Origin of the sequence: Catellatospora bangladeshensis (assembly GCF_016862575.1) — a bacterium.
Classification (GTDB): Bacteria; Actinomycetota; Actinomycetes; order Mycobacteriales; family Micromonosporaceae; genus Catellatospora; species Catellatospora bangladeshensis.
In genome coordinates this window covers 18,706-38,713 of the sequence record NZ_BONF01000059.1, presented here as the reverse complement: position 1 = coordinate 38,713, position 20,008 = coordinate 18,706, and the positions used below count along the sequence as shown (strand labels likewise).

25 protein-coding genes are annotated in these 20,008 nt (G+C 73.3%); 5 read left to right on the top strand and 20 right to left on the bottom strand.

Annotated elements, in window-relative coordinates; all coding sequences use genetic code 11:
* Nucleotides 1-24: 24 nt before the first annotated feature.
* From Cba03nite_RS37115 to Cba03nite_RS37100, 4 genes are read right to left on the bottom strand one after another with little or no spacing between them, the layout of a single operon-like run.
* Entirely contained in the window at nt 25-1,062 is a 1,038-nt protein-coding gene (locus Cba03nite_RS37115) for an NADH-quinone oxidoreductase subunit B family protein (protein WP_203756871.1), read from the bottom strand.
* Nucleotides 1,046-1,870 (bottom strand): D-sedoheptulose-7-phosphate isomerase, encoded by an 825-nt coding sequence (locus Cba03nite_RS37110; RefSeq protein WP_203756869.1) that lies wholly within the window; start codon nt 1,868-1,870, stop codon nt 1,046-1,048. Before Cba03nite_RS37110 ends, Cba03nite_RS37115 begins: the two co-directional genes overlap by 17 nt.
* Complete coding sequence (locus Cba03nite_RS37105; RefSeq protein ID WP_203756867.1) at nt 1,867-2,121, bottom strand: HypC/HybG/HupF family hydrogenase formation chaperone; 255 nt, start codon at nt 2,119-2,121, stop codon at nt 1,867-1,869. The genes Cba03nite_RS37110 and Cba03nite_RS37105 overlap by 4 nt, the downstream gene beginning before the upstream one ends.
* Entirely contained in the window at nt 2,118-2,639 is a 522-nt protein-coding gene (locus Cba03nite_RS37100; RefSeq protein ID WP_203756866.1) for a phosphoheptose isomerase family protein, read from the bottom strand. Before Cba03nite_RS37100 ends, Cba03nite_RS37105 begins: the two co-directional genes overlap by 4 nt.
* Nucleotides 2,640-2,768: 129 nt before the next feature.
* On the opposite strand from Cba03nite_RS37100, the gene Cba03nite_RS37095 reads away from it, so the two are divergent.
* Nucleotides 2,769-3,470 (top strand): SanA/YdcF family protein, encoded by a 702-nt coding sequence (locus Cba03nite_RS37095; protein WP_203756865.1) that lies wholly within the window; start codon nt 2,769-2,771, stop codon nt 3,468-3,470.
* Between the two features lie 7 nt (nt 3,471-3,477).
* Here the strand turns inward: Cba03nite_RS37095 and Cba03nite_RS37090 are convergent, their stop codons facing one another.
* From Cba03nite_RS37090 to Cba03nite_RS37025, 14 genes are all read right to left on the bottom strand, one after another.
* Nucleotides 3,478-4,299 (bottom strand): SDR family oxidoreductase, encoded by an 822-nt coding sequence (locus Cba03nite_RS37090; protein WP_203756864.1) that lies wholly within the window; start codon nt 4,297-4,299, stop codon nt 3,478-3,480.
* An 88-nt stretch (nt 4,300-4,387) separates the two neighbouring features.
* A complete protein-coding gene (locus Cba03nite_RS37085) occupies nt 4,388-5,038 on the bottom strand; it encodes a phosphatase PAP2 family protein (protein WP_203756863.1) in 651 nt (216 codons plus the stop codon).
* Nucleotides 5,039-5,094: 56 nt separating this feature from the next.
* On the bottom strand, nt 5,095-5,724 hold the full coding sequence (locus Cba03nite_RS37080; protein WP_239126300.1) for a MerR family transcriptional regulator: 630 nt from the start codon (nt 5,722-5,724) through the stop codon (nt 5,095-5,097).
* 138 nt (nt 5,725-5,862) lie between these two features.
* Nucleotides 5,863-6,327 carry a bifunctional nuclease family protein gene (locus tag Cba03nite_RS37075; protein WP_203756862.1) on the bottom strand — a complete coding sequence of 155 codons (465 nt, stop codon included), beginning with the start codon at nt 6,325-6,327 and terminating at the stop codon, nt 5,863-5,865.
* Nucleotides 6,328-6,457: 130 nt separating this feature from the next.
* Nucleotides 6,458-7,132 (bottom strand): transcriptional regulator FtsR, encoded by a 675-nt coding sequence (ftsR, locus tag Cba03nite_RS37070; protein WP_203756914.1) that lies wholly within the window; start codon nt 7,130-7,132, stop codon nt 6,458-6,460.
* 59 nt (nt 7,133-7,191) lie between these two features.
* Nucleotides 7,192-7,632 carry an FHA domain-containing protein gene (locus tag Cba03nite_RS37065; RefSeq protein ID WP_203756860.1) on the bottom strand — a complete coding sequence of 147 codons (441 nt, stop codon included), beginning with the start codon at nt 7,630-7,632 and terminating at the stop codon, nt 7,192-7,194.
* Between the two features lie 163 nt (nt 7,633-7,795).
* Nucleotides 7,796-8,173: a glycine cleavage system protein GcvH gene (gcvH, locus tag Cba03nite_RS37060; protein ID WP_203756858.1), complete on the bottom strand. Its 378-nt coding sequence runs from the start codon at nt 8,171-8,173 to the stop codon at nt 7,796-7,798.
* Between the two features lie 40 nt (nt 8,174-8,213).
* Entirely contained in the window at nt 8,214-9,116 is a 903-nt protein-coding gene (locus Cba03nite_RS37055) for a DUF881 domain-containing protein (RefSeq protein ID WP_203756855.1), read from the bottom strand.
* A gap of 8 nt (nt 9,117-9,124) precedes the next feature.
* The gene (locus Cba03nite_RS37050) at nt 9,125-9,457 is read right to left on the bottom strand and encodes a small basic family protein (protein WP_203756841.1); all 333 of its coding nucleotides are present in this window, start codon (nt 9,455-9,457) and stop codon (nt 9,125-9,127) included.
* Nucleotides 9,454-10,371: a DUF881 domain-containing protein gene (locus Cba03nite_RS37045; RefSeq protein WP_203756840.1), complete on the bottom strand. Its 918-nt coding sequence runs from the start codon at nt 10,369-10,371 to the stop codon at nt 9,454-9,456. The genes Cba03nite_RS37050 and Cba03nite_RS37045 overlap by 4 nt, the downstream gene beginning before the upstream one ends.
* Nucleotides 10,368-10,991: a cardiolipin synthase ClsA gene (gene clsA, locus Cba03nite_RS37040; RefSeq protein WP_239126299.1), complete on the bottom strand. Its 624-nt coding sequence runs from the start codon at nt 10,989-10,991 to the stop codon at nt 10,368-10,370. Before clsA ends, Cba03nite_RS37045 begins: the two co-directional genes overlap by 4 nt.
* 216 nt (nt 10,992-11,207) lie before the next feature.
* Nucleotides 11,208-12,368, bottom strand: a complete 1,161-nt coding sequence (locus Cba03nite_RS37035; protein WP_203756838.1) for a cellulose binding domain-containing protein — start codon at nt 12,366-12,368, stop codon at nt 11,208-11,210.
* A gap of 180 nt (nt 12,369-12,548) precedes the next feature.
* The gene (locus Cba03nite_RS37030; protein ID WP_203756836.1) at nt 12,549-13,922 is read right to left on the bottom strand and encodes a hypothetical protein; all 1,374 of its coding nucleotides are present in this window, start codon (nt 13,920-13,922) and stop codon (nt 12,549-12,551) included.
* A 188-nt stretch (nt 13,923-14,110) separates the two neighbouring features.
* The gene (locus tag Cba03nite_RS37025; RefSeq protein ID WP_203756834.1) at nt 14,111-14,581 is read right to left on the bottom strand and encodes a YybH family protein; all 471 of its coding nucleotides are present in this window, start codon (nt 14,579-14,581) and stop codon (nt 14,111-14,113) included.
* Nucleotides 14,582-14,792: 211 nt separating this feature from the next.
* On the opposite strand from Cba03nite_RS37025, the gene Cba03nite_RS37020 reads away from it, so the two are divergent.
* Nucleotides 14,793-15,368, top strand: a complete 576-nt coding sequence (locus Cba03nite_RS37020; protein WP_203756832.1) for an alpha/beta fold hydrolase — start codon at nt 14,793-14,795, stop codon at nt 15,366-15,368.
* Nucleotides 15,369-15,382: 14 nt separating this feature from the next.
* The gene (locus Cba03nite_RS37015; protein WP_239126298.1) at nt 15,383-16,348 is read left to right on the top strand and encodes a helix-turn-helix transcriptional regulator; all 966 of its coding nucleotides are present in this window, start codon (nt 15,383-15,385) and stop codon (nt 16,346-16,348) included.
* Nucleotides 16,349-16,409: 61 nt separating this feature from the next.
* Here Cba03nite_RS37015 and Cba03nite_RS37010 read toward each other — a convergent pair whose 3' ends face one another.
* The gene (locus tag Cba03nite_RS37010; protein ID WP_203756826.1) at nt 16,410-17,324 is read right to left on the bottom strand and encodes an SDR family oxidoreductase; all 915 of its coding nucleotides are present in this window, start codon (nt 17,322-17,324) and stop codon (nt 16,410-16,412) included.
* Between the two features lie 301 nt (nt 17,325-17,625).
* Here Cba03nite_RS37010 and Cba03nite_RS37005 point away from each other — a divergent pair, with 301 nt between their 5' ends.
* Nucleotides 17,626-18,057 (top strand): OsmC family protein, encoded by a 432-nt coding sequence (locus Cba03nite_RS37005; protein ID WP_203756824.1) that lies wholly within the window; start codon nt 17,626-17,628, stop codon nt 18,055-18,057.
* 269 nt (nt 18,058-18,326) lie between these two features.
* Nucleotides 18,327-19,268 (top strand): aminoglycoside phosphotransferase family protein, encoded by a 942-nt coding sequence (locus Cba03nite_RS37000; protein ID WP_203756822.1) that lies wholly within the window; start codon nt 18,327-18,329, stop codon nt 19,266-19,268.
* A gap of 66 nt (nt 19,269-19,334) precedes the next feature.
* Here the strand turns inward: Cba03nite_RS37000 and Cba03nite_RS36995 are convergent, their stop codons facing one another.
* Nucleotides 19,335-19,994: a FadR/GntR family transcriptional regulator gene (locus Cba03nite_RS36995; RefSeq protein ID WP_203756820.1), complete on the bottom strand. Its 660-nt coding sequence runs from the start codon at nt 19,992-19,994 to the stop codon at nt 19,335-19,337.
* Nucleotides 19,995-20,008 lie beyond the last annotated feature (14 nt).

Sequence of the window (20,008 nt, the reverse complement as noted above, 5' to 3'; positions counted from 1 at the left end):
CGCCCTTCTTCGTAGCGCCGCTGGTCAGCGGTGGTATCCGGTGGTGAGTTCGGTGCCGCGGTGGCGCCACTTGGGCTCCTTGTCCACGGTCTTGCCGGTCACGCCGCGCAGGCGGCGGATCATCGCGCCGTAGATGCCGCTGCCCGCCGAGGAGACGGTGGCGCCGGGCGGCTCGTCCATGAACGGCATGAACTTGTCCGGGAAACCCGGCATGGTGCAGCCGATGCAGATGCCGCCGACGTTGGGGCAGCCGCCGATGCCGTTCATCCAGCCGCGCTTGGGCACGTTGCACTTGACCACCGGGCCCCAGCAGCCGATCTTCACGATGCACTCCGGCGTGCCGTAGTGCGTGGCGAACTGGCCCTGCTCGTAGTAGCCGCCCCGGTCGCAGCCCTCGTGCACGGTCATCCCGAACAGCCACTGCGGGCGCAGCTTGTCGTCCAGCGGGATCATCGGCGCCTGGCCGGCCGCCTGGTAGAGCAGGTACGTGATGGTCTCGGCGAGGTTGTCCGGCTGGATCGGGCAGCCCGGCACGCAGACGATCGGGATGCCCGCCGCCGAGCGCCAGTCCCAGCCCAGGTAGTCGGGCACGCCCATGGCCCCGGTCGGGTTGCCCGCCATGGCGTGGATGCCGCCGTACGTCGCGCAGGTGCCGACCGCGAGCACGGCCAGGGCCTTGGGTGCGAGCCGGTCCAGCCACTCGCTGGTGGTGATCGGCTGCATGGTCTGCGGGTCGGCCCCGAAGGCGGCCCAGTACCCCTCCGCCTTGATCGACTCGTTCGGGATGGAACCCTCGACCACCAGCACGAACGGCTCCAGCTCGCCCCGGTCGGCCTTGTGGAACCAGTCGATGAAGTTGTCCGCGCCCTGCATCGGGCCGCACTCGAAGTCGATGAGCGGCCAGTGCACCGCGATCTTCGGCAGGCCGGGCAGGCCGCCCAGCGCGATCTCCTCGATGCTGGGCTGGGTGGCGGCGGTCAGCGCCACCGAGTCGCCGTCACAGCTGAGCCCGCCGTTGAGCCACAGGATGTGGATCGGCCGCTCGTCAACCTCTGCGGACATCGTTGCGGTCATCTGGGTACACCCCCTGCGCCGCCCGCGGGCGGCGGTCCGCGCCGCCACCGAGCCCCGCCACGGTCAGCTCCCACAGCACGTGGCAGGCGGTGGTCTGCGCCTCCTGGATGCGGTGCACCGACGGCGACCGCACGACGAACAGATGGTCTGCGGCGCCCGGCTCGGCCAGCCGTCCCCCGGCGCCGCCGCTGAACCCGACCGTGACCACGCCCCGCGCCCGCGCCTGGGCGAAGCCGGCCACCAGGTTGGGCGAGTTCCCGCTGGTGGAGAAGCCGATCACGACGTCGCCGGGGCGGGCGTGCGCGGCCACCTGCCGGGCGAACACCGCCTCCACGCCGACGTCGTTGGCCAGCGCGCTGAGCACGGCCACGTCGGCGCTGAGCGCGTACGCCGGCAGCGGCCGGGCCCGGCCGGGCGGCGCGGCGAACAGCTCCGCGCAGGCGACCGCGTCGGTGGCGCTGCCGCCGTTGCCGAACGTGAACAGCCGTCCGCCGGTGCCCAGCGCGGCGGCGAGCTCGGCCGCGCAGGCGGTCAGCGCCGCGGCCTGCTCGGTCAGCACCCGCGCCCGCAGCGCGGCGGCGTCGCGCAGCTTGGCCGCGGTGGACGCGGTGAGCGCGGCGATGAGATCCGGGTGGCGGGCGCCGGTGTCCGGACCGGACGCCCGCCCCGGACCGCCCGCCTGGGCAGCCTGCGCACCGTCGTCCACGCTGGACGAGGCGGGCTGCGCCGGGGCGGCGTACAGGAAGGGGTAGAGGGCTCCCAGCTGTGCCGGGGCGCCCCTTTCGGCAGCGGTCACGGAGCCACCTCCGGCAGCACGGTGATGGCCTCCCCGGCGTGCACCAGCACGGTGTCGCCGAGCCGCGCCGTGACGAGCGCGACGCTGATCTCCTCCGGGCCCCCGCCCGCGTCGGCCAGCGCCAGCCCGCCGGGCAGCAGCGCCACCACGGTCGCCGGGACCGCGGTGTCCGAGCAGGTCACGCACGACTGCCCGGCGTGGGCCACGGCCCAGTCCGCCAGCTCGTCGGGGATCGCCCGGCGGGCGGTCACGGCGACCGTTCCAGCACCGCGTGGGTGAGTTCCCAGAGCAGGTGGTACAGCGTGACGTGCTGCTCGCGGACCACCAGCGGATCGGCGCCGGGCACGGCGAGCAGGTGGTCCACGGCCACGCCGTCCGGCGCGGGGCCGGTCAGCGCGACGGTCAGCAGGCCGCGCTCCCCCGCCACACGCAGCGCGTCGCGGGTGGGGCCGTCCAGCCGGGCGCCGACGGCCAGCGCGATGTCGGCCGGGCCGGCCGCGTGGCGCAGCAGGTGCGCGGCGCGCAGGCCGTCGTGGGCGACGGCCGGCAGCGCGCGCTTGCCGACGATCACCGGGTGCACGAACTCGACCGCGATGTGGTGGGCGTCGGCCGTGTCGTCGCCGAAGGCGTGCAGGGCGCCGCCCGCGCGGAACCGCGCCGCCATCGCGACGGCGGCGGCCACCAGATCCGGGGCGGACGCGGCCGGGTCCACGCCGGGCTGCTCGCGCCGTGATGCGAGCGCCGTGGTGAGCACCGCGGACGCGGTCATACCAGCCCCCCGTGGCTAGGTTCCGTCCTGGTTCACCATAGCGGGCCTATCACCACAAGAGCCGCGAATCGCCCTACGCTGCAACGCACGGGGCAGCGCAGGTGGCGGGCGTGCGCGATGATGCGGCGTATGACCGGCTCACCACCGCCCGAGGCTCCCGTCCGGACACGCCGGCGCTGGTGGCGACTGGCCCGGCGAGTCGTGCTGTACGGCCTGCTGGCCGGGGTGCTCGCGCTGGCCGGCAGCATCGGCTGGGTGCGCTGGAGCGCCTCCGGCCACGTGTACGGCGTGGACGACGTCCCCGAGGCGCCGGTGGCGCTGGTGCTGGGCGCGCAGGTGTACGACAACGGCACGCCGTCGGCGTTCCTGGAGGCGCGGCTGGACCTCGCCCGGCAGCTCTACCAGGCGGGCCGGGTGCGGGCCGTGCTGGTGTCCGGCGACCACGGGCAGTGGACCTACGACGAGCCGGACACCATGCGCGACTGGCTGGTCGACCGGGGCGTGCCCGCCCGCAAGGTGGTGGCCGACCACGCCGGGTTCGACACGTACGACTCCTGCCAGCGCGCCATCCGGGTGTTCGGGGTGCGCAAGCTGATCGTGATCACGCAGAGCTACCACATCGACCGCGCCGTGGCGCTGTGCCGCGACGCCGGGATCGAGACGTACGGGGTCGGCGACGACACCGCCCGCCGCTTCGAGACCTTCTGGACCAAGGCCGTCGTCCGCGAGCAGGGCGCCTGCGTCAAGGCCGCTCTCGACACCGTCACCAACCGCGACCCCGTCTTCCTCGGCCCCCTCGAACCCGGCATCGCCGACGCCCTCCGCGACTGATCCCCGGTCAGACGTGGAGGCGGGCGGCGGTGACCTCCTCGAACTCCTTGGTGCGGGCGGTGAGGGCGGCGCTGATGAACTGGGGCGCGTCCTCGCCGACGGGCAGGCGCAGGGGCGGCTCGGGCAGGTCGGCCAGCCGGTGCACGGCCTCGGCGAACAGCTCCGGGCGGTTGATCGCCGGGTTGTCGCGCATGCCGCGCAGGCCGTGCAGCATCGGGCCCGCCACCGGGTCGTAGGCGGACACCCGGGCCGCGGGCAGCGGGGCCGTGACGCCGTACTCCGTGCTGAAGCCGCCGGGCTGCACGATGGTCACCTTGACGCCGAGGTGCGCGGTGTCCTGCGCCAGCGACTCGGCCAGCCCCTCCAGCGCGAACTTGCTGGCCGTGTACGCCGCCAGCCCGGGGAACGGGACCAGCCCCGCGACCGAGGAGACGAACACGGCGTGCCCGCCGCCCTGGGCCCGCCACAGCGGCAGCACCAGCCGGGTCAGCCGCCAGGGGCCGTAGACGTTGGTGGCGAACTGCTCGGCCAGCTCGGCGTCGGAGACCTCCTCGACCACGCCGACCTGCCCGTAGCCGGCGTTGTTGACGAGCACGTCGACGCCGCCGAAGCGGTCCGCCGCGGCCGCCACCACCGCCGCGCAGGCGTCCGGGTCGCGTACGTCCAAGGCCTGGGTGACGAGGTTGTCGGGGAAACGGGCCGCCAGGTCGGCGAGCGTCTCGGGTTTGCGGGCGGTCGCGAGCACCCGCTCGCCGGCCCCCGCGAGCCGCTCCACCAGCGCCCGGCCCAGCCCGGTCGAGCATCCCGTCACCAGCCAGCGTCGTGCCATGTGCGCACCCCTCCCACCGTGGACGGTCCACGTCGGGCCGTCCGGGCGATCAGATTCGCAGCAGGCAGTTACGCATGGCAATGTAAAGTTACCGACGGGAGTGATTCAGGTACACAGCGTGAGTCACGGCGATGAACGGCACACTGGCCAGCGCGACCAGCCAGCCGCCGAGCACGTCCGAGGGCCAGTGCACCACCAGCGCCACCCGGCTCGCCCCGACCAGCAGCGCCCAGCCACCCACGACCGCGACCAGCGCGATCCGCTGCCAGCGGGCCCGGGTCAGCGGCCAGGCCAGCAGGAGCAGCAGCAGCGCGGCGGTGGCGAAGTGGCTGGTGTGTCCGGACGGATAGGACCAGCCCGCGCCGCTGGACAGCATGTCCTCCGGACGCGGGCGGGCCACCAGCGCGTGCACCGTCAGCCGCAGCGCGGCGCTGGCCGCCACCGCCGCGCACACGAAGGCGAGCTGCGCGAACAGCCTGCGGCGCAGCAGGAAGCCGAGCGTGAACACGAGCACGGCGACCAGCACGACGGTGTCACCGGTCCGGGTGATCGCGATCATCGCCTGGCGCCACGCCGGATTCTCCAGCGCGAACTGGTGCGCGGCGGCGCTGATGACCGCGTCCCGCGCCATCAGCGGGCCCCAGGGGACCTCGACGGCGGCGGTCAGCAGGGCGTAGGCCGCGACGGCGGCCCCGGCCGTCCACAGCCAGCGACGGCGCACCTCGGCGTGCAGCAGCATGCTGCGTTCATACCCGCCCGGCCGTGACGCCGATCACGCGGGGGTCGGGCAATCGGTCAGCCGGCGCGGCGGCGGGCCCGGCGCGCGGCCAGCTCGTCGGTGACGCCCAGCGGCAGCACGGCCGGGGCGAACGGGGTGACCGTCGCCTCCTCGACCTCGGTGCCGCGCTCGGCGGGCAGGTGCGACAGCGAGCCCTGGATCTCCTTGAAGGCGCCGCCGATCGCTATCCCGAACACGCCCTGCCCGCCCTGGAGCAGGTCCACGACCTCCTCCGGCGAGCGGCAGTCGTACACCGAGGTGCCGTCGGAGATCAGCGTGATGGTGGCCAGGTCGTCGGCGTCGTACGCCCGCAGCGTCTCGATCGCGCGGCGGATGTTCTGCAGCGAGACCCCCGCGTCGAGCAGGCGCTTGACCACCTTGAGCACCACGAGGTCGCGGAAGGAGTAGAGCCGCTGGGTGCCGGAGCCGGAGGCGTCGCGGATGCTCGGCACGACCAGCCCGGTGCGCGCCCAGTAGTCCAGCTGCCGGTAGCTGATGCCGACCGCGTGACAGGCCGTCACGCCCCGATAGCCGAGCGAACCGCCTTCCGGGTCCGCGTCCTCCGCCACCGTGCCGCGCAGCGCAGCCGCGCCACCGGGACGACCTGGGTCGCTGTCGGAAGCCTGCGGATCGTGGAGCTGGTTCATGCGACTACCTCCCGCCGAGTGTCGACCTGGCCAGCCTATAGCGGATGACGCTCGGCGGCGGGGAGGCAACGCTGCGACACGCCACAAACGAGTCCGAGCGCGTCACTTTTCGGTGACCCGGTCGTTAACACGCTCCGGCTACGAGGCGAAGTCCTCCGGGCGCACCTGCTCCAGGAACTCGCGGAACTTCTCGACCTCGTCCTCCTGCTCGTCCGGGATGATGATCCCGGCCTCGTCGAGGACCTTCTCCGCACAGCGCACCGGGGCGCCCACCCGCAGCGCCAGCGCGATCGCGTCGCTGGGCCGGGCGGACACCCGCACCGAGTCGCCGATCAGCAGGTCGGCGTAGAAGATGCTGTCCTTCAGCTCGACGATCTCCACCGCCTTGAGCGGCGCCGACAGCGCCTGCAGGAGATCCCGCAGCAGATCATGGGTGAGGGGGCGGGCGGGCTTGACGCCCTGCTGCTCGTAGGCGATCGCCGTCGCCTCCACCGCACCGATCCAGATCGGCAGGTACCGGTCGCCGTCCACCTCACGGAGCAGGACGATCGGCTGGTTGGTGGGCAGCTCGACCCTAACCCCGATCACGCTCAGCTCGCGCACCGTCTCGCCTCCGTCGCGTCCGCCTCGGCCGGTCGGCCCGCCCGACGGCCTGCCGTACCACACCGCGCCTCTTGGCCTCTTCTACTGCACGCTACACGCCTGCGCGCACCGTCGGCTCGTACGTACGCCGTCAGCCGCCGAGCGCGTCGTTGAGCCCCGACCGCAGCAGCGCCGCGTGCAGGCGCTGGGACAGCACGGTCAGCTCCCGCATCGTCTCCGCCGCGCGCGCCCGCGCCGTCGGGTCCTGCTGCCGCATCAGCGGCGCCACCAGCTGGGCGTAGAGCCCTGCCTCCCGGTCGGCGGCCACCCGGTACGCCCGCAGGTGCCGGGGCTCGACCCCGTACTCGGCGAGCTGTCCGGCGACCTCGGCCACGGCCAGCGCGTGGCCGTCGAACCACTCCCCGGCCCGCGCCGACACCAGCCCGTGCCGCTCCAGGTCGGCCAGCAGCGCCTCACCGATCCCGGCCCGCCGGCACAGCTCCTGCCGCCGCAGGCGCTCCGCGGCCGGCTCCTCCACCGGCTCCGGGCGGTGGTCGTCGCCGACCGCCACCAGGGTGGGGCGCACCTGCGCCAGGTGCGCGCCTTCGGACAACTGCTCCCGGATGACGCGCAAGGGGAGATACTGGTCACGCTGCGCGGCCAGGATGAATCTCAGCCGCGCCACGTCCTCGCGGCTGTACTTGCGGTAACCGGACGACGTCCGCTGCGGCTCCACCAGACCCTCCGTCTCGAGGAAGCGCAGCTTCGAGATGGTGATGTCCGGGAAATCAGAACGCAGCAGCCCGAGCACTTCGCCGATGCTCATCAGCGCCTGTGCCCGTGCCGCCCCGCTCCCACCGCCGGCCGACGCCGGCACCGCAGCTGTCATGCCTCCTCGGCGCGCGGGCCGGCCACGTACAGCAGGCGGAACTTGCCGACCTGCACCTCGTCGCCGTTGTTGAGCGTCGCCGACTCGACCCGCTCCCGGTTGACGTACGTGCCGTTGAGGCTGCCCACGTCGCGCACCGTGAAGGTGGAGCCGTCGCGGTGGAACTCGGCGTGCCGGCGCGACACGGTGACATCGTCGAGGAAGATGTCACTGTCGGGGTGACGGCCGCTGGTCGTCACGTCGTGGTCGAGCAGGAACCGGGCACCCGCGTTGGGCCCGCGCCGCACCACCAGCAGGGCCATGCCCGGCGGCAGCTGGCCGGCGACACGACCAGGGACGACGTCCGAGTCCGGCCCCTCCAGCGCCTCCTCCAGGTTGCCGAGATGCAGGGTCGACGTGACGTCGAGCTGGGGGAACTCGTCGTCTGGTCGCGTCATCGGACCACCTCACGGTCGTATCGGCCACTATGCGTGGAACAGCTGTGGACACCGGCAGGGCGTTACTCGACGTCAGCGGCGAGCTTAGGCAGCGAGCCTAGCGACCCTGGAAATGTAGGGTCAACCGGACTCGCTGGCTCTAACCACGTCCCTGAATGAAGGTTCAGCTCTGAGTCAGTTCACGGTACGCCGCCGCGTCGAGAAGCGCATCCAGCGCGGAGGGGTCGGCGACCTCGATCTCGACCAGCCAGCCCTCGCCGTACGGGTCCGTGTTGATCAGGTCCGGCGAGTCGACGAGCGCCTCGTTGCGGGCGGTCACCGTGCCGGTGAGCGGGGCGTAGATCTCCGAGACGCTCTTGGTCGACTCGACCTCGCCGAAGGACTCGCCGGACGCCACGGCCTGGCCCGTCTCGGGCAGCTGCACGTACACGATGTCGCCGAGGGCGTCCTGCGCGAAGTGCGTGATGCCGACCCGGACCGTGCCGCCCTTCGTGGTCACCCACTCGTGCTCGGCGGTGTACTTCAGGTCCTCAGGAATCACGGTGGTTCCCCCTCGCTCAAGCCGTCGTGCGGCTCGCCCGTCAGGAGACGGGCTTGGCGTACTCCAAGGTCGGCGCATTAGGCAGCACCGTGGTGATCTCCACTGGCTGCGGCTTGCTGACGATCACGTTACCGCCGTCGCCCTCGACATCGTTAACCACCCCGCCGCGGAACTTCATCGCCACGTCGATGTCATCCGGGCCGATCGCCGTGATGGTGTACGGCCCGGTCAGCCGGACGCCGTCCACCTCGATGCCGCCGTTCGGGGAGTCGACGAAGTGGGTCGATGCGACCACGCGCACCGAGCCGCCGTTGCCGTCGACCTGCATCGCCTCGGCGCCCGCGCCGCGCAGCTCCTGGATCGCGTTGAGCAGGTGCGCCGCGGTGATCGGCTTGGTGCCGTCGCTGAAGCGCAGCGTGATCCCGGTGCCGGTGGCCTTCAGCGTGCCCGCCAGGATGCCCAGGTCGTCGGCGCGCTCCTGCGCCTCCTTGAGGATCTGGTCGCGGCTGGAGGCGCCCGAGGCCAGCTCGCGGCGGCTGTTCTCCAGCTCGGTGATGTCCTGCTGGAGCCGGTCCTCGCGGGCGTCGAGGTCGGCCAGGATGGTGACCAGGTCCTCCTGGCGCATGGTGGCGTACGCGTCGTTGGTGGAGTTGTTCTTGAGCTGCACCGCCAGCGTGAAGCCGAGCAGCACCAGCAGCACGCCGATGACCGCGCCCGCGCCGCTCACCCGCCACCGGGAGCCGCTCGCGGCGGGCTCCGCCGGCTCGTCCGCCGCGGCCTCGGTCCGGCCGTCCGCGGCCACCGGCTCGTCCGCCGGCTCCGCCGCGTCCACCGGCTCCGGCTCGCGCGCCGCGGCCGGGTCGGCCGCGTCGCCGGGCCGCGCGCCGCCCAGCGGCACCGTCGGCTCGTCCGGTCCGCTGCCTGCCTTGTTCTCGTCGGTCACCACTGCACCTACGCCTTGAACAGCCGGCGGCGGATCGCCGCCACGTTGCCGAAGATCCGGACGCCGAGCACGACGACCACGCCGATGGACAGCTGACTGCCCACTCCCAGCTTGTCACCGAGGTAGACGATGAACCCCGCGACCAGCACGTTCGAGATGAACGAGATCACGAACTGCTTGTCGTCGAAGATCCCGTCCAGCTTGGCACGCACCCCGCCGAAGACCGCGTCCAGCGCGGCCACCACGGCGATGGGCAGGTACGGCTGGAGCGCGTCCGGGACGGTGGGGTTGAGCACGACGCCCAGCACCACCCCGGCGATCAGCGCCAGCACTGCGATCACTTGCCACCTCCCGAGGGCGAGGTTGAGGGTGAGGGGGATCCCGACGGCGACGGCTGCGGGACCGTGGCGTAGCGCAGCCGCGGCATGACCGCGGCGGGCAGCTCCAGGTCGTCGCGCTCGTCCACGTCGAAGCGCATCTCGTACTGCTTGTCGTCGGCGTAGGCGCGGTACACGGACGCGGTCTCCGTCTCGTTGAAGCGGTCGGCCATGTCCGACGGCCCGATCGCGGCCACCTCGTACGGGCTGATCACGTGCGCGTTGCCGACCACGATCGCGGAACCGGCGGCCCGGATCGGGGTGGCCGCCGTCAGCCGCTGCCCGTTGACCGAGATCGCCTCGGCGCCGGAGGCCCACAGCGCGTTCGTGACCAGCTGCAGGTCCACATCGAGCACCTGGGCGAGGCGCTCGCCGGCCGCGTTGGGGCCGTCGGCCATCGTCACCACGACGCCGTCGCCGGTGACCTTGCGCATCCCGGCCGCGGCCTCGACCTCGCGCAGCTGGCCGAGGGAGGTGTCGGCGAGGGCCTCCTCGCGCAGCTTGAACACCTCGGCCTGCAGCGCCTCGGCGCGCCGGGCGAGCCCGTTGGTGTGCTCCTGCCGCTGCTCGATGTCCCGGATCAGCCCGGCCCGGGCCGTCGCCCGGCCCGGTGCCCGCTCCACGACCTGCAGGTACGCCACCGAGAAGAGCACACCGATGATCAGGCAGGCGACGACGGTGACGATCCGGCGCACGCGCCGCGTCCCGGCGGGCAGCGGCCCGTGCTTACGCCGGGCGGCGGCCGCGTCGGTGTACCCGGCGTCGAGCGGGTAGCGGAACAGGTCGCTGAGCATGTCGGTCTGCCACTGCCGGGGCGTGGCGGGGGTGGGCTCCGTGCGGCGCTCCTCGCTCACGGATCCCGTGTCGCGCTCACTCATGCGGCGGCCTGACGCGAGCGCCGCACCACGGCGGCGAACTGGGCGAGGTAGAACACGCCCGCGATCCAGTAGAGGACGATGCCCCACCAGCACAGCGCCCAGCCGCTGGCGTACGCGATGTCGTGCACCGCGCCGCTGGGCACCGCCCAGGCGAGCAGCAGGATCGGGAAGCCCATCAGCAGGATGAAGGTGGCGGTCTTGCCCAGGTAGTGCACCGGCAGCGGGCCGTAGCCGAGGCGGCGCAGCACCGGGAAGGTCAGCATCAGCAGCACGTCGCGGGCCAGCAGCGCGACCGTGAACTGCCACGGCACGATCTCGCGCAGCGTGAACGCGAGCAGCGTGGCCAGGATGTAGAGGCGGTCGGCGAACGGGTCGAGCAGCTCGCCCAGCCGGCTGACCTGCCCGAGCCGGCGGGCCAGGTAGCCGTCGATCCAGTCGGTGGTGCCGCCCAGGCCCAGCACGACCACGGCCCAGCCGATCTGGTCGGCGACCAGGAACAGGTACAGGAAGACGGGCACGCCGAGCAGGCGCGCGAAGCTGATCAGGTTGGGGATGGTCAGCACGCGGTCGCGCGCCGTGGCGCCGTCCACGCGGGCATCGCCCAGCGGCTGCTGAGCCACCGAGGCCTCCCCTCCGCCTCCCACAAAAGGGACAGCCGGCGCGGGCCGGCTGTATTCACTCGAATCTCCGGACATGATCCGCCGATTCACGACCCCCAGTTGTACCACGCCCGCGCGGGCGGGCCGTGCCCTGACCCGATGAGCATGCTCACCGCGCTACCCGGGCCGGGCGCGCCCACCCTGCAGGCGCGCCCGGAGAATGCATATTTGTCCGATTTACAGCGGCGTGCAGGTCAGCTGGGTCGGGATGGTGTTGGTGCCGGGCACGCTGCCCAGGAAGCCGGTCGATACGGACTGGCCGGGCTGCAGCACGCCGTTCCAGCTGACGTTGGTCACCGTCAGCTGCGCCCCGCTCTGCGTGTACACCCCGTTCCAGGACTGGGTGATCACCTGCCCGTTGGGGAAGGTGAGCCGCACGATCCAGCCGTTGATCGGGACCGTGCCCGTGTTGGTGACCTTCAGCTCACCCTGGAAGCCGCCGGGCCACTGCCCGGCGATCGTGTACACCACCGAGCAGGACTTGACGCCGCCGGTCGAGGGTGACGGCGACGGCGGCCGGGACGGGCTCGGCGACGCCGAAGGACTGGGCGGCGCCGAAGGACTCGGCGACGCCGACGGCGAGGCCGAGGCGGACGGCGACGGCGGGTTGGACGGGGTGACCCCGCTCAGCGCGGCCGTCAGCGCCGGATACCACCTGTCCGACATCTTCTGGTCGCCGGCGGCGTTCGGGTGCACCCCGTCGTAGGTGTCGGTGGCGGTGCTGAAACCGGACCACTGGTCCACCACCGTGATCGGCGACTGCGCGGTGGTCTTGCCCGCCGCCCAGCCCGGGATCTCGTTGTTCAGCGACACCGTGCGGGCGGCGCACTCGGCGCAGCTCGCCGGGTTCATCGGGATGATCTTCGCGACCAGGATGCGCATCGTCGGCTTGCTGGCCCGCATCTGGTCGACCAGCTTGCTGTACGCCGCGAGGATCTGCGCGTTGGAGCGGGCCGACCACACGTCGTTCGTGCCGAAGTGCATCAGCACGATGTCGGGCAGCGTCGCCGACAGCCAGCCGGCGAGCTGGTTCTGGTCGGCGACGTTGGTCACGAGGAAGCCGCCGTGGCCCTCGTTCTCCCCGTCGTAGGTGAATCCGCAGCCCTGCGCGGGCAGCGTGCCGACGAAGTCGACGTTGGTGTAGCCGGTGTTCTGCAGCCGCTGCCACAGCAGCGCCCGCCAGCAGCCGGGCGAGCCGGTGATCGAGTCGCCGAGCGCCATGACGCGGGTCGGCGCGGCGGCCGCGCTGCTCACCGGCGCGGCGACGAACGCCAGTGCGGTGGCGGCGAGAACGCCCAGCAGCGCCAGCAGCGCCGTTCTCAGGGTGGGCCTGGACATGTGCGGTCCTCTCATCCGGGCGCGCGGACGGAAGTCCGTTGCCCAGGCGGAGACCGCCGCGCATGACACGAGACGTGACGAGGCGCCGGCGCTGCTCGGCGCAGCCGGCGCGAGACGGCGACGACGGCCCGGCTCCCGAAGGGCCGTCAGAGCCCGCCGTCGATATTAGACGGCGCGCGGTCAGCGCGATACCGAGCTCACCAGCAACGCGAAGAGCAGCGCGATCGCCACGATGCCCACGCACGCCGCGACCAGCACCAGCGAATGCTGCGGCAGCCGCCGGACCTGCGCCGCCGCCTCGGCCCGCCGCGCCCCGGCCGGCCGCGCCCCGGGCTCCGGCCCCGCCGCAGCCGGTCCCGGCAGATACGGCGGCAGGTAGACGGTCGCCGTGAACGTCGGCGCGGCCAGCACCGACGGCGCGTCGTACACCGGCGTGAGGTGATCCCACGCCGCCACCGCCTCCCGCTCCACCACGGACGGCGCCCAACCGCTCGTGTCGCCGGGCTCCACCGGCTCGGCCGCGGCACCGGGATCGGCGCGCAGCCGCCGCAGCCAGTCGTCCTCGACGGCGTCCTCCGGCGCGGGCGGCAGCGACGCCCGCCCAGCGGGCAGGTGATCAGCTGATCTGTCCGTCGCGGCCGGAGGGCCCACGGACGCGGCGGCGGGCGGACGGCCCGTCAGCCCGGCCGTCTCAGGCCCGCCGGGACGACCCGTCAGCCCGGCCGTCTCCGGCCCGCCGGGCGGGACCGGCTCCGGTCCTGCTGTGGTGCTCGCGGACCCCTGACGCGACGTCGGCGCGGCCTCCGCGGGAGCCGGGCGGGACACGCCGGACGGCGCGAGCGGAACGTCCTGGGCCAGGCCGACGCCACACCGGTGGCGCGGATCGGCCACCGCGTGGGCCGCCGCGGCGAGCAGCGCGTGCACCGGGTCGTCCGGGTCCAGCCCGGCCGCGTCCTCGCGGGCCTCGGTCAGCAGCTCGTGCGCGTCGTTGAAGCCGCCGCAGTCACGCCACATCGCGGCCAGCCGCAGCTGCATGCGTACACCCACCGGATGCGCCAACCCGTGGCGCTGCCGGTGCTCGTCGACGACCGTGGCCAGCCGCAGCCGCGCGGTCACGCAGTGCCCCTGCGCGTGCTCGACGGTGGCCAGATCGGCGCGGGCCGCCCGCACCCGGTCCGAGTCCGGCCCGTCCAGCTCGGTGTACGCCGCGATCAGGTCGAGGTAGCGGGTCACCGCGCGCGCGTGCACGCCGACCCGCGCGAGCACCGCCGCCAGCAGCCCCAGCGCGTGCAGCGTGCGCCGGTCGCGCTCGCCGTGCAGGTTGCGGTAGGCGGCGTAGCCGTAGGCGGCCCAGCCCCGGGCGGCATACGGGTCCCCGAGCCCGAGCAGCACACCGGTCTGCAGCACCACCGCCTCGGCCGTCGCCGGGGCGGCCTGCGCCGGGTCCGGCGGCACCGTCGCCAGCGCGGCGGACAGGAGGTCCTGTGCGGACGCCAGCGACCCGGCCGCGATGTGCTCGCGTGCCCGGGCGACCACGTGCTCCCCGACCGGCATCCCCGCCGGCACCCCCTCCCCGGCCAGTCCGTCCCACCACGCGGCACGGGGTGGACCGCCACCATGCCGCGAGAACGCCCTCCGGCGCCACCCCCGGGCGGGCTGCGTCACAAAGCCGACCCGCCGCGGCCGACCGGCGAACGGTCGGCGGCGGCGGGCCGGGGCGCAGCTCAGACGTGGGGCGGGAGTCACACGACGGGCAGCGGCGAGCTCACATCCAGGATGATCTTCCACTCGCCGCGCTCGCGCACGAACGTGAGCGCGTTGTAGAAGTGCTGCTTGAAGTTCACCGACGGGATGGCCAGGGTGAAGTCGACCACCAGCGTCGCGCCGCGGCACCCGTCGACCACCTTCTTCACCTCCGGGAACGTCGCGGTGAAGTCGTAGGTGAACAGCCCGGTGAAGTTGGCCTGGATGGCCGCCTTGTCCTTGCGGTAGGCCCCGTTGGAGCCGATCTGCACCGCCTCGTCGTGGTAGTACGCCATGACCGCCGGCAGGTCCCTGGCGAGGAACTTCGCGTCGAAGTCGGCCACCGCGGCGTCGAAGTGCCGCTCGCATCCGCGCGCCGTGTCGCCCCGGCCCGCGCCCGCGGCGGAGGGCACCGCCAGCAGCACCGCCAGGCCCAGCGCCGCCATTGCCGCCGCATACCACCTACGCACAGATCCTCCAGCAGTTCCGGTGAGCCGGTCCGGCCCACATCGACAGGGATCATAAGAAGTGAATCGATGCGACCGGTCCCCTCGATCAGCCCGAGAAACCCGGACGGTCGGCGCGCGCTACGGAGCGAAAGCGTGACGCCGCCCATACCCTCCAATGTGTATGGCCTTTAAAGGGGCCGCGCGGGCCTCAGCGCGGTTCTAGGATCGGCGCATGCGCCGCCCCCTGCCGAACATCAGCGACGACCGCTGGCCGGCCGACCCCGACCGGGTCGCGATCGTGCTGCCGGGCCGCGGCTACACGCCCGCCCGGCCGCTGCTGCACCTGGCCCGCAACGTGCTGTTCGGCCACGGCTGGACGGTGCAGGAACTCTGGTGGGAGCCGCCCGCCACCACCGACGAGGAGGAGCGCGCGGCCTGGGTCGCCACACAGGCGGCCGCGGCCGTCGAGGCCGAGGCGGCGAGCCGGATCCTGCTCGTCGGCAAGTCCCTCGGCACGTACGCCGCACCGCTGGCCGCCGCCCGCGACCTGCCCGCGATCTGGTTCACCCCGCTGCTGTTCCGGCCCGACGTGGTCGACGCGCTGGGCGCGGCGAACGCGCCGACCCTGCTCGTCGGCGGCGGCGCCGACTGGAGCTGGGACCCGCGCCTGGCCGACGACCTCGGCCTGAGCTGCCTGGAACTGCCCGGCGCCGACCACGCGCTGGAGCACCCGGACGACCCGGTGCGCAGCGCCGAGAACCTGGTGCGCGTCGCCCGGCGGCTGGACGCGTTCGCGGCCGCCCTGTGAAGGCGTCGCGCCTGGTGTCGCTGCTGCTCACGCTGCAGCAGCGGCGTTCGGCACGGGCCGGGGAGCTGGCCGCGCTGTTCGAGGTGTCGGTGCGCACCGTCTACCGCGACGTCGCCGCGCTCCAGGCGGCCGGGGTGCCGCTGTGGACCGAGCCCGGCCGCAACGGCGGCATCCGGCTGCTGGACGGCTGGCGCACCCGCCTGGACGGCCTCACCGGCGCCGAGGCCGCCGCGCTGTTCGCCGGGGCCGCCCCGGAGGCCCTGGCCGAGCTCGGGCTCGGCTCGGTGCTGCTCGCGGCACAGGCGAAGGTGCTGGCCACGCTGCCGGAAGGGCTGCGCGACCGGGCCCGCACCATCGCCGAGCGCTTCCACCTCGACGCGCCCGGCTGGTTCCACCGCGGCGAGGAGCTGCCGCACCTGATGACCGTCGCCGAGGCGGTATGGGAGCAGCGCCGCATCACCGTGCGCTACCGCCGCACCGACGCGACCGTGCGCCGCACGCTGGAGCCGTACGGCCTGGTCCTCAAGGCAGGTGTCTGGTACCTGGTGGCCCGGGTGCCGGAGGCGGACGCGGTGCGCACCTACCGGCTGGCCCGGATCACCGCGGTCGAGACCGCCGGGGACGTGTTCGACCGGCCCGCCGCGTTCCAGCTCGCGCAGTGGTGGTCGGCCTCGGCGGCCTCGTTCGACCGCACGCTGATCCGGGACCGGGTCCGGGTGCGGCTCAGCCCGCGCGGCCTCACCCGGCTGCCGCACCACCTGGACCCGGCGACGCGCGGCGAGGCGGTCCTGCACACCGGCCCGCCCGACGCGGAGGGCTGGTGCGAGGTCGAGCTGGCGGTCGAGTCGCCGCAGGTCGCGCTGGGGCAGCTGCTGCCGCTCGGCGGTGAGCTGGAGGTGCTCGCCCCGGCGCCGCTACGGGCGGCGTTCGCCGAGGTGGGCGCCGCGATCGCGGCCCGCAACGCGGTCCCGGCCCGCTGACACGGCGGTCATGAGCCCGGCGTGCGTGAGCCGGTTCACGGCCCGCGTGAACTGCGCTGCGTCAGCGGTAGCCGGTGGGGTCGACGGGCCCGTCCTCGGCGGTGCCGTGGTCGGCGAAGTAGCGCCAGATGTCGGGCACCGAGCCGTCGACGTCGGTCAGCCCGTACTCCTGCGCGAGACCCGCGCTGGACAGCGAGCGGCCGGTCCACCGGTTGCGATCCGGGTCGCCCGCGAGCGCCGCCACACCCAGGCCGAGGTAGGTCGGCGTCTCGGACAGGATGAAGTGCGGCGCCTTGGCCGCGCCGTCGCGCCAGTTCTGCTCGGTGATGCCGAAGTGGTCGAGCATCAGCTCCGAGCGCAGGAAACCGGGCGTGACCACCACCGCCGTGCCGCCGTGCGGCTTCAGCTCGGCGGACTGGGCCAGCGCGATCCGGGATACCGACGTCTTGGTCAGGTCGTAGAAGAAGGAGTCGCGGTAGTTCCGGTTGAACTCGTCGGTGCCGTCGGTGACCTCGACGACCAGACCGCCCGGGTGGCGGACCAGCAGCGGCAGCGCGGCATGGCTGGTGATGATGTGGGTATGCAGGCCGAGCGCCAGCAGCCGCATCCCGCCCTCCAGCGAGTGCTCCCACAGCGGTTTGCCCCACTCGACGAAGCCCTCGCCGCCCCACACGTCGTTGACGAGCACGTCGAGCCGGCCCTGCTCCTCGTCGATCCGGGCGACCAGCGCGGCCACCTCGGCCGGTTCGAGATGGTCGACGCGGACCGCGATACCCGTGCCGCCCGCCTCGGTGACCAGGTCGGCGGTGTCCTCGATGGTCTCCGGCCGGTTCACCTCGGACCGCTGCGCGCGAGTGGAGCGGCCCGTTACGTAGACGGTGGCCCCGGCCCGGCCCAGCTCGACCGCGATGGCCCGCCCGCAACCTCGGGTCGCGCCCGCCACCAGCGCGATCTTCCCCTGGAGTGTCTGCTTCATAGCCCCCATCCTCACCACAAACCCTGACACCACCCGTCAGGTTTTCTCCCGCCTCCCGGCGAAGATCGCCGGTTCGTAGGTGAAGATCGCCAGTTCGTGTCCAAACCTCAGCTCAGACCACAGGTTCCGACACGAACTCGCGATCAACGCGGTGGAGCCGCCCCGTGCCGCCTGGCGGGAGCCCTGGGCCGACCCGCATCTGCTGGTCGACACCAGCACAGGCGACACGCCCGAGCGCGTGGCGCGCGTATTGGGGGCCATACGTGCGCGCGGCGCGGTCGCGTGAGCTAGCGTCGGGCCCATGCCTATTCGCACCGCTACGGCCCGCTGGCAGGGCACGCTCACCGAAGGTTCCGGCACCATCGCGACCGGCAAGGGCGGCCTCCAGGGCAACTACTCGTTCAAGTCCCGCTTCGAAGAGGGTGAGGGCACCAACCCGGAGGAGCTCATCGCGGCCGCGCACTCAGGCTGCTTCTCGATGGCCTTCTCCAAGCAGCTGACGGACGCGGGCTTCCCGCCCACCGCCGTGGTCACCAACGCCAACGTCCACCTGGACAAGACCGACGCCGGCATGACGGTGACCCGTATCGACCTCGTCACCACCGGCACCGTGCCGGGCATCGACGAGGCGGAGTTCCAGAAGCTGGCGGAGGCGGCCAAGGCCGGCTGCCCGATCTCCCGCCTGCTGTCCCCCGGCGCCGACATCACCCTCGACGCCACCCTGGCAGCGTAGCCAGACCCGCACCACCCGGCCGGCCTCCGGCCCGCGTCCAAGATCGCCGTTTCGTGTCACAAGCTGTGGCTTGACCCCAGGTTTGGACACGAAACGGCGATCCAGTCCGGGCGGCGGGCCACGGTGCGCCCGGTGCCGGCGGCCAGCCGGGACGCCTCGCCCCCCGCTGGTGGTACTGCCTGATCTCGGATTGCATGGCGCAGATCCTGGTCACCGGGCCAGGAACCGGCACCCTGATTCCGGCGGGCACGTCCGGTAGCGTGCCCCGGGTGATCGATCCCCGGACGGACGAGCTGGTGCCGCCGACGCTGGAGGTGGTCGCCTCGATCGGCGACCTGCCCGAGGGCCGCGCCTGGCTGGAGTCGCTGCCCGCGCTGATCGCCGAGCTGCGCGACGCATGGTCGCTGCGGCTGGGCGCGCCGTGGATCGGGGGCACCTGCTCCTGGGTGGCGCCCGCCGAGCTGCCGGACGGCAGGCACGCCGTGCTGAAGATCAGCTGGCCGCACCGGGAGATGCTGGGCGAGGCCGACGCCATGCGGCTGTGGCACGGGCACGGCGCCGCCGAGCTGTACGCCCACGACCCCGCCCGCCACGCGCTGCTGCTGGAGCGGGCCGAGCCCGGGACCACCCTGGCCGAGTCCGACCTGCCCGCCGAGGAGCGGCTCACCATCGCGGCCGGCCTGCTCACCCGGCTGTGGGCGGCACCGGTGCCGGACCCCGCGCTGTTCGAGCGGGTCGGCGACGTGACCGCCGACTGGGCGGACCTGGTCGAGGAGCGCATGGCCCGGCTGCGCCCCGGGTTCGACCCCGGGCTGGTCGCGCACGGCGCACGGCTGCTGCGCGAGCTGCCGCGTACGGCGTCCCGCCAGGTCCTGGTGCACGGCGACATCAACCCGGGCAACATCCTCGCCGCGCGGCGCGAGCGGTGGCTGGTGATCGACGCCAAGCCGATGTACGGCGACCCGGGCTACGACCCGTGGCCGCTGCTGGAGCAGGTGGACGACCCGTTCGCGCACCCCGACCCGGCGGCGGTGCTGCGGCGGCGCGTGACCCTGGTCGGCGAGGTGCTCGGCGAGGACCCGTCCCGCCTGGCCGCCTGGGCCGCGGCCCGCCGCGTCGAGGCGGCCCTGTGGTGGGTCTCCCGCGGCAACGCCCCCGACCAGGAGGCCATCGCCCAGGCCGCGGCCTTCGCCACCATCGCTGGCCTGTGATCGGCACCGTGGGTTAAGAAGGTGCCCTTCCTCTACGGAATCCGTTAAGAAGGTGCCCTTCCTTCTTTAGGCAGATTCGAGGAAGGCGCCGGCGGCGCGGGCGGCGCGTTCGGGGTCGCCGGCGCGGATGGCTTCGACGAGGTCGTCGTGGTCGACGTACTTGTCGGGGGTGAGGGTCTCGCCGATCTGCTGGGTGAGGCTGGCCCGCATGGCGCCGCCGAAGGAGGCGTAGAGCTCGGCGAGCATGGCGTTGTGCGCGGCCGCGACGATGGCGACGTGCAGGTCGGCGTCGGCGGCCACGAACGCGGCCGCGTCCCCGGCGCGCCAGGTCTCCTCGCGCCGGGCCAGCAGCTGATCGAGGGCGGCCAGGTCGGCGGGGGTACGCCGGACCGCCGCCAGCCGGGCGGCCTCGACCTCGAAGGCGCGGCGCACCTCGACGGCCTCGGCGATCTCGGCTGCGGCCAGGCGCCGGGCGACGACACCGGTCAGCTCGTGCGCGGCGGTGACGTAGGTGCCGGAGCCCTGGCGGCACTCCAGCACACCCGCGTGGACCAGGGCGCGGACCGCCTCGCGGACCGTGTTGCGGCCCACGCCGAGGGCCGCGACGAGGTCGGGTTCGGTGGGGATGCGGCTGCCCACCGGCCATTCGCCGGTGGCGATCTGCGTACGGAGCTGCTCGATCACCTGGGGGACGAGGCCCTGCCGCGACGGGGTGCGCAGTGTCATTGCTTACATCTCCG

Bases quoted from the DNA above. Each gene is read 5' to 3' on its own strand.
- Cba03nite_RS37115 (WP_203756871.1), bottom strand. From the start codon at position 1,062: ATGTCCGCAGAGGTTGACGAGCGGCCGATCCACATCCTGTGGCTCAAC.
- Cba03nite_RS37100 (WP_203756866.1), bottom strand. From the start codon at position 2,639: ATGACCGCGTCCGCGGTGCTCACCACGGCGCTCGCATCACGGCGCGAG.
- Cba03nite_RS37095 (WP_203756865.1), top strand. From the start codon at position 2,769: ATGACCGGCTCACCACCGCCCGAGGCTCCCGTCCGGACACGCCGGCGC.
- Cba03nite_RS37090 (WP_203756864.1), bottom strand. From the start codon at position 4,299: ATGGCACGACGCTGGCTGGTGACGGGATGCTCGACCGGGCTGGGCCGG.
- Cba03nite_RS37085 (WP_203756863.1), bottom strand. From the start codon at position 5,038: ATGCTGCTGCACGCCGAGGTGCGCCGTCGCTGGCTGTGGACGGCCGGG.
- Cba03nite_RS37080 (WP_239126300.1), bottom strand. From the start codon at position 5,724: ATGAACCAGCTCCACGATCCGCAGGCTTCCGACAGCGACCCAGGTCGT.
- ftsR (WP_203756914.1), bottom strand. From the start codon at position 7,132: ATGAGCATCGGCGAAGTGCTCGGGCTGCTGCGTTCTGATTTCCCGGAC.
- Cba03nite_RS37065 (WP_203756860.1), bottom strand. From the start codon at position 7,632: ATGACGCGACCAGACGACGAGTTCCCCCAGCTCGACGTCACGTCGACC.
- Cba03nite_RS37045 (WP_203756840.1), bottom strand. From the start codon at position 10,371: ATGAGTGAGCGCGACACGGGATCCGTGAGCGAGGAGCGCCGCACGGAG.
- Cba03nite_RS37035 (WP_203756838.1), bottom strand. From the start codon at position 12,368: ATGTCCAGGCCCACCCTGAGAACGGCGCTGCTGGCGCTGCTGGGCGTT.
- Cba03nite_RS37030 (WP_203756836.1), bottom strand. From the start codon at position 13,922: ATGCCGGTCGGGGAGCACGTGGTCGCCCGGGCACGCGAGCACATCGCG.
- Cba03nite_RS37020 (WP_203756832.1), top strand. From the start codon at position 14,793: ATGCGCCGCCCCCTGCCGAACATCAGCGACGACCGCTGGCCGGCCGAC.
- Cba03nite_RS37010 (WP_203756826.1), bottom strand. From the start codon at position 17,324: ATGAAGCAGACACTCCAGGGGAAGATCGCGCTGGTGGCGGGCGCGACC.
- Cba03nite_RS37005 (WP_203756824.1), top strand. From the start codon at position 17,626: ATGCCTATTCGCACCGCTACGGCCCGCTGGCAGGGCACGCTCACCGAA.
- Cba03nite_RS36995 (WP_203756820.1), bottom strand. From the start codon at position 19,994: ATGACACTGCGCACCCCGTCGCGGCAGGGCCTCGTCCCCCAGGTGATC.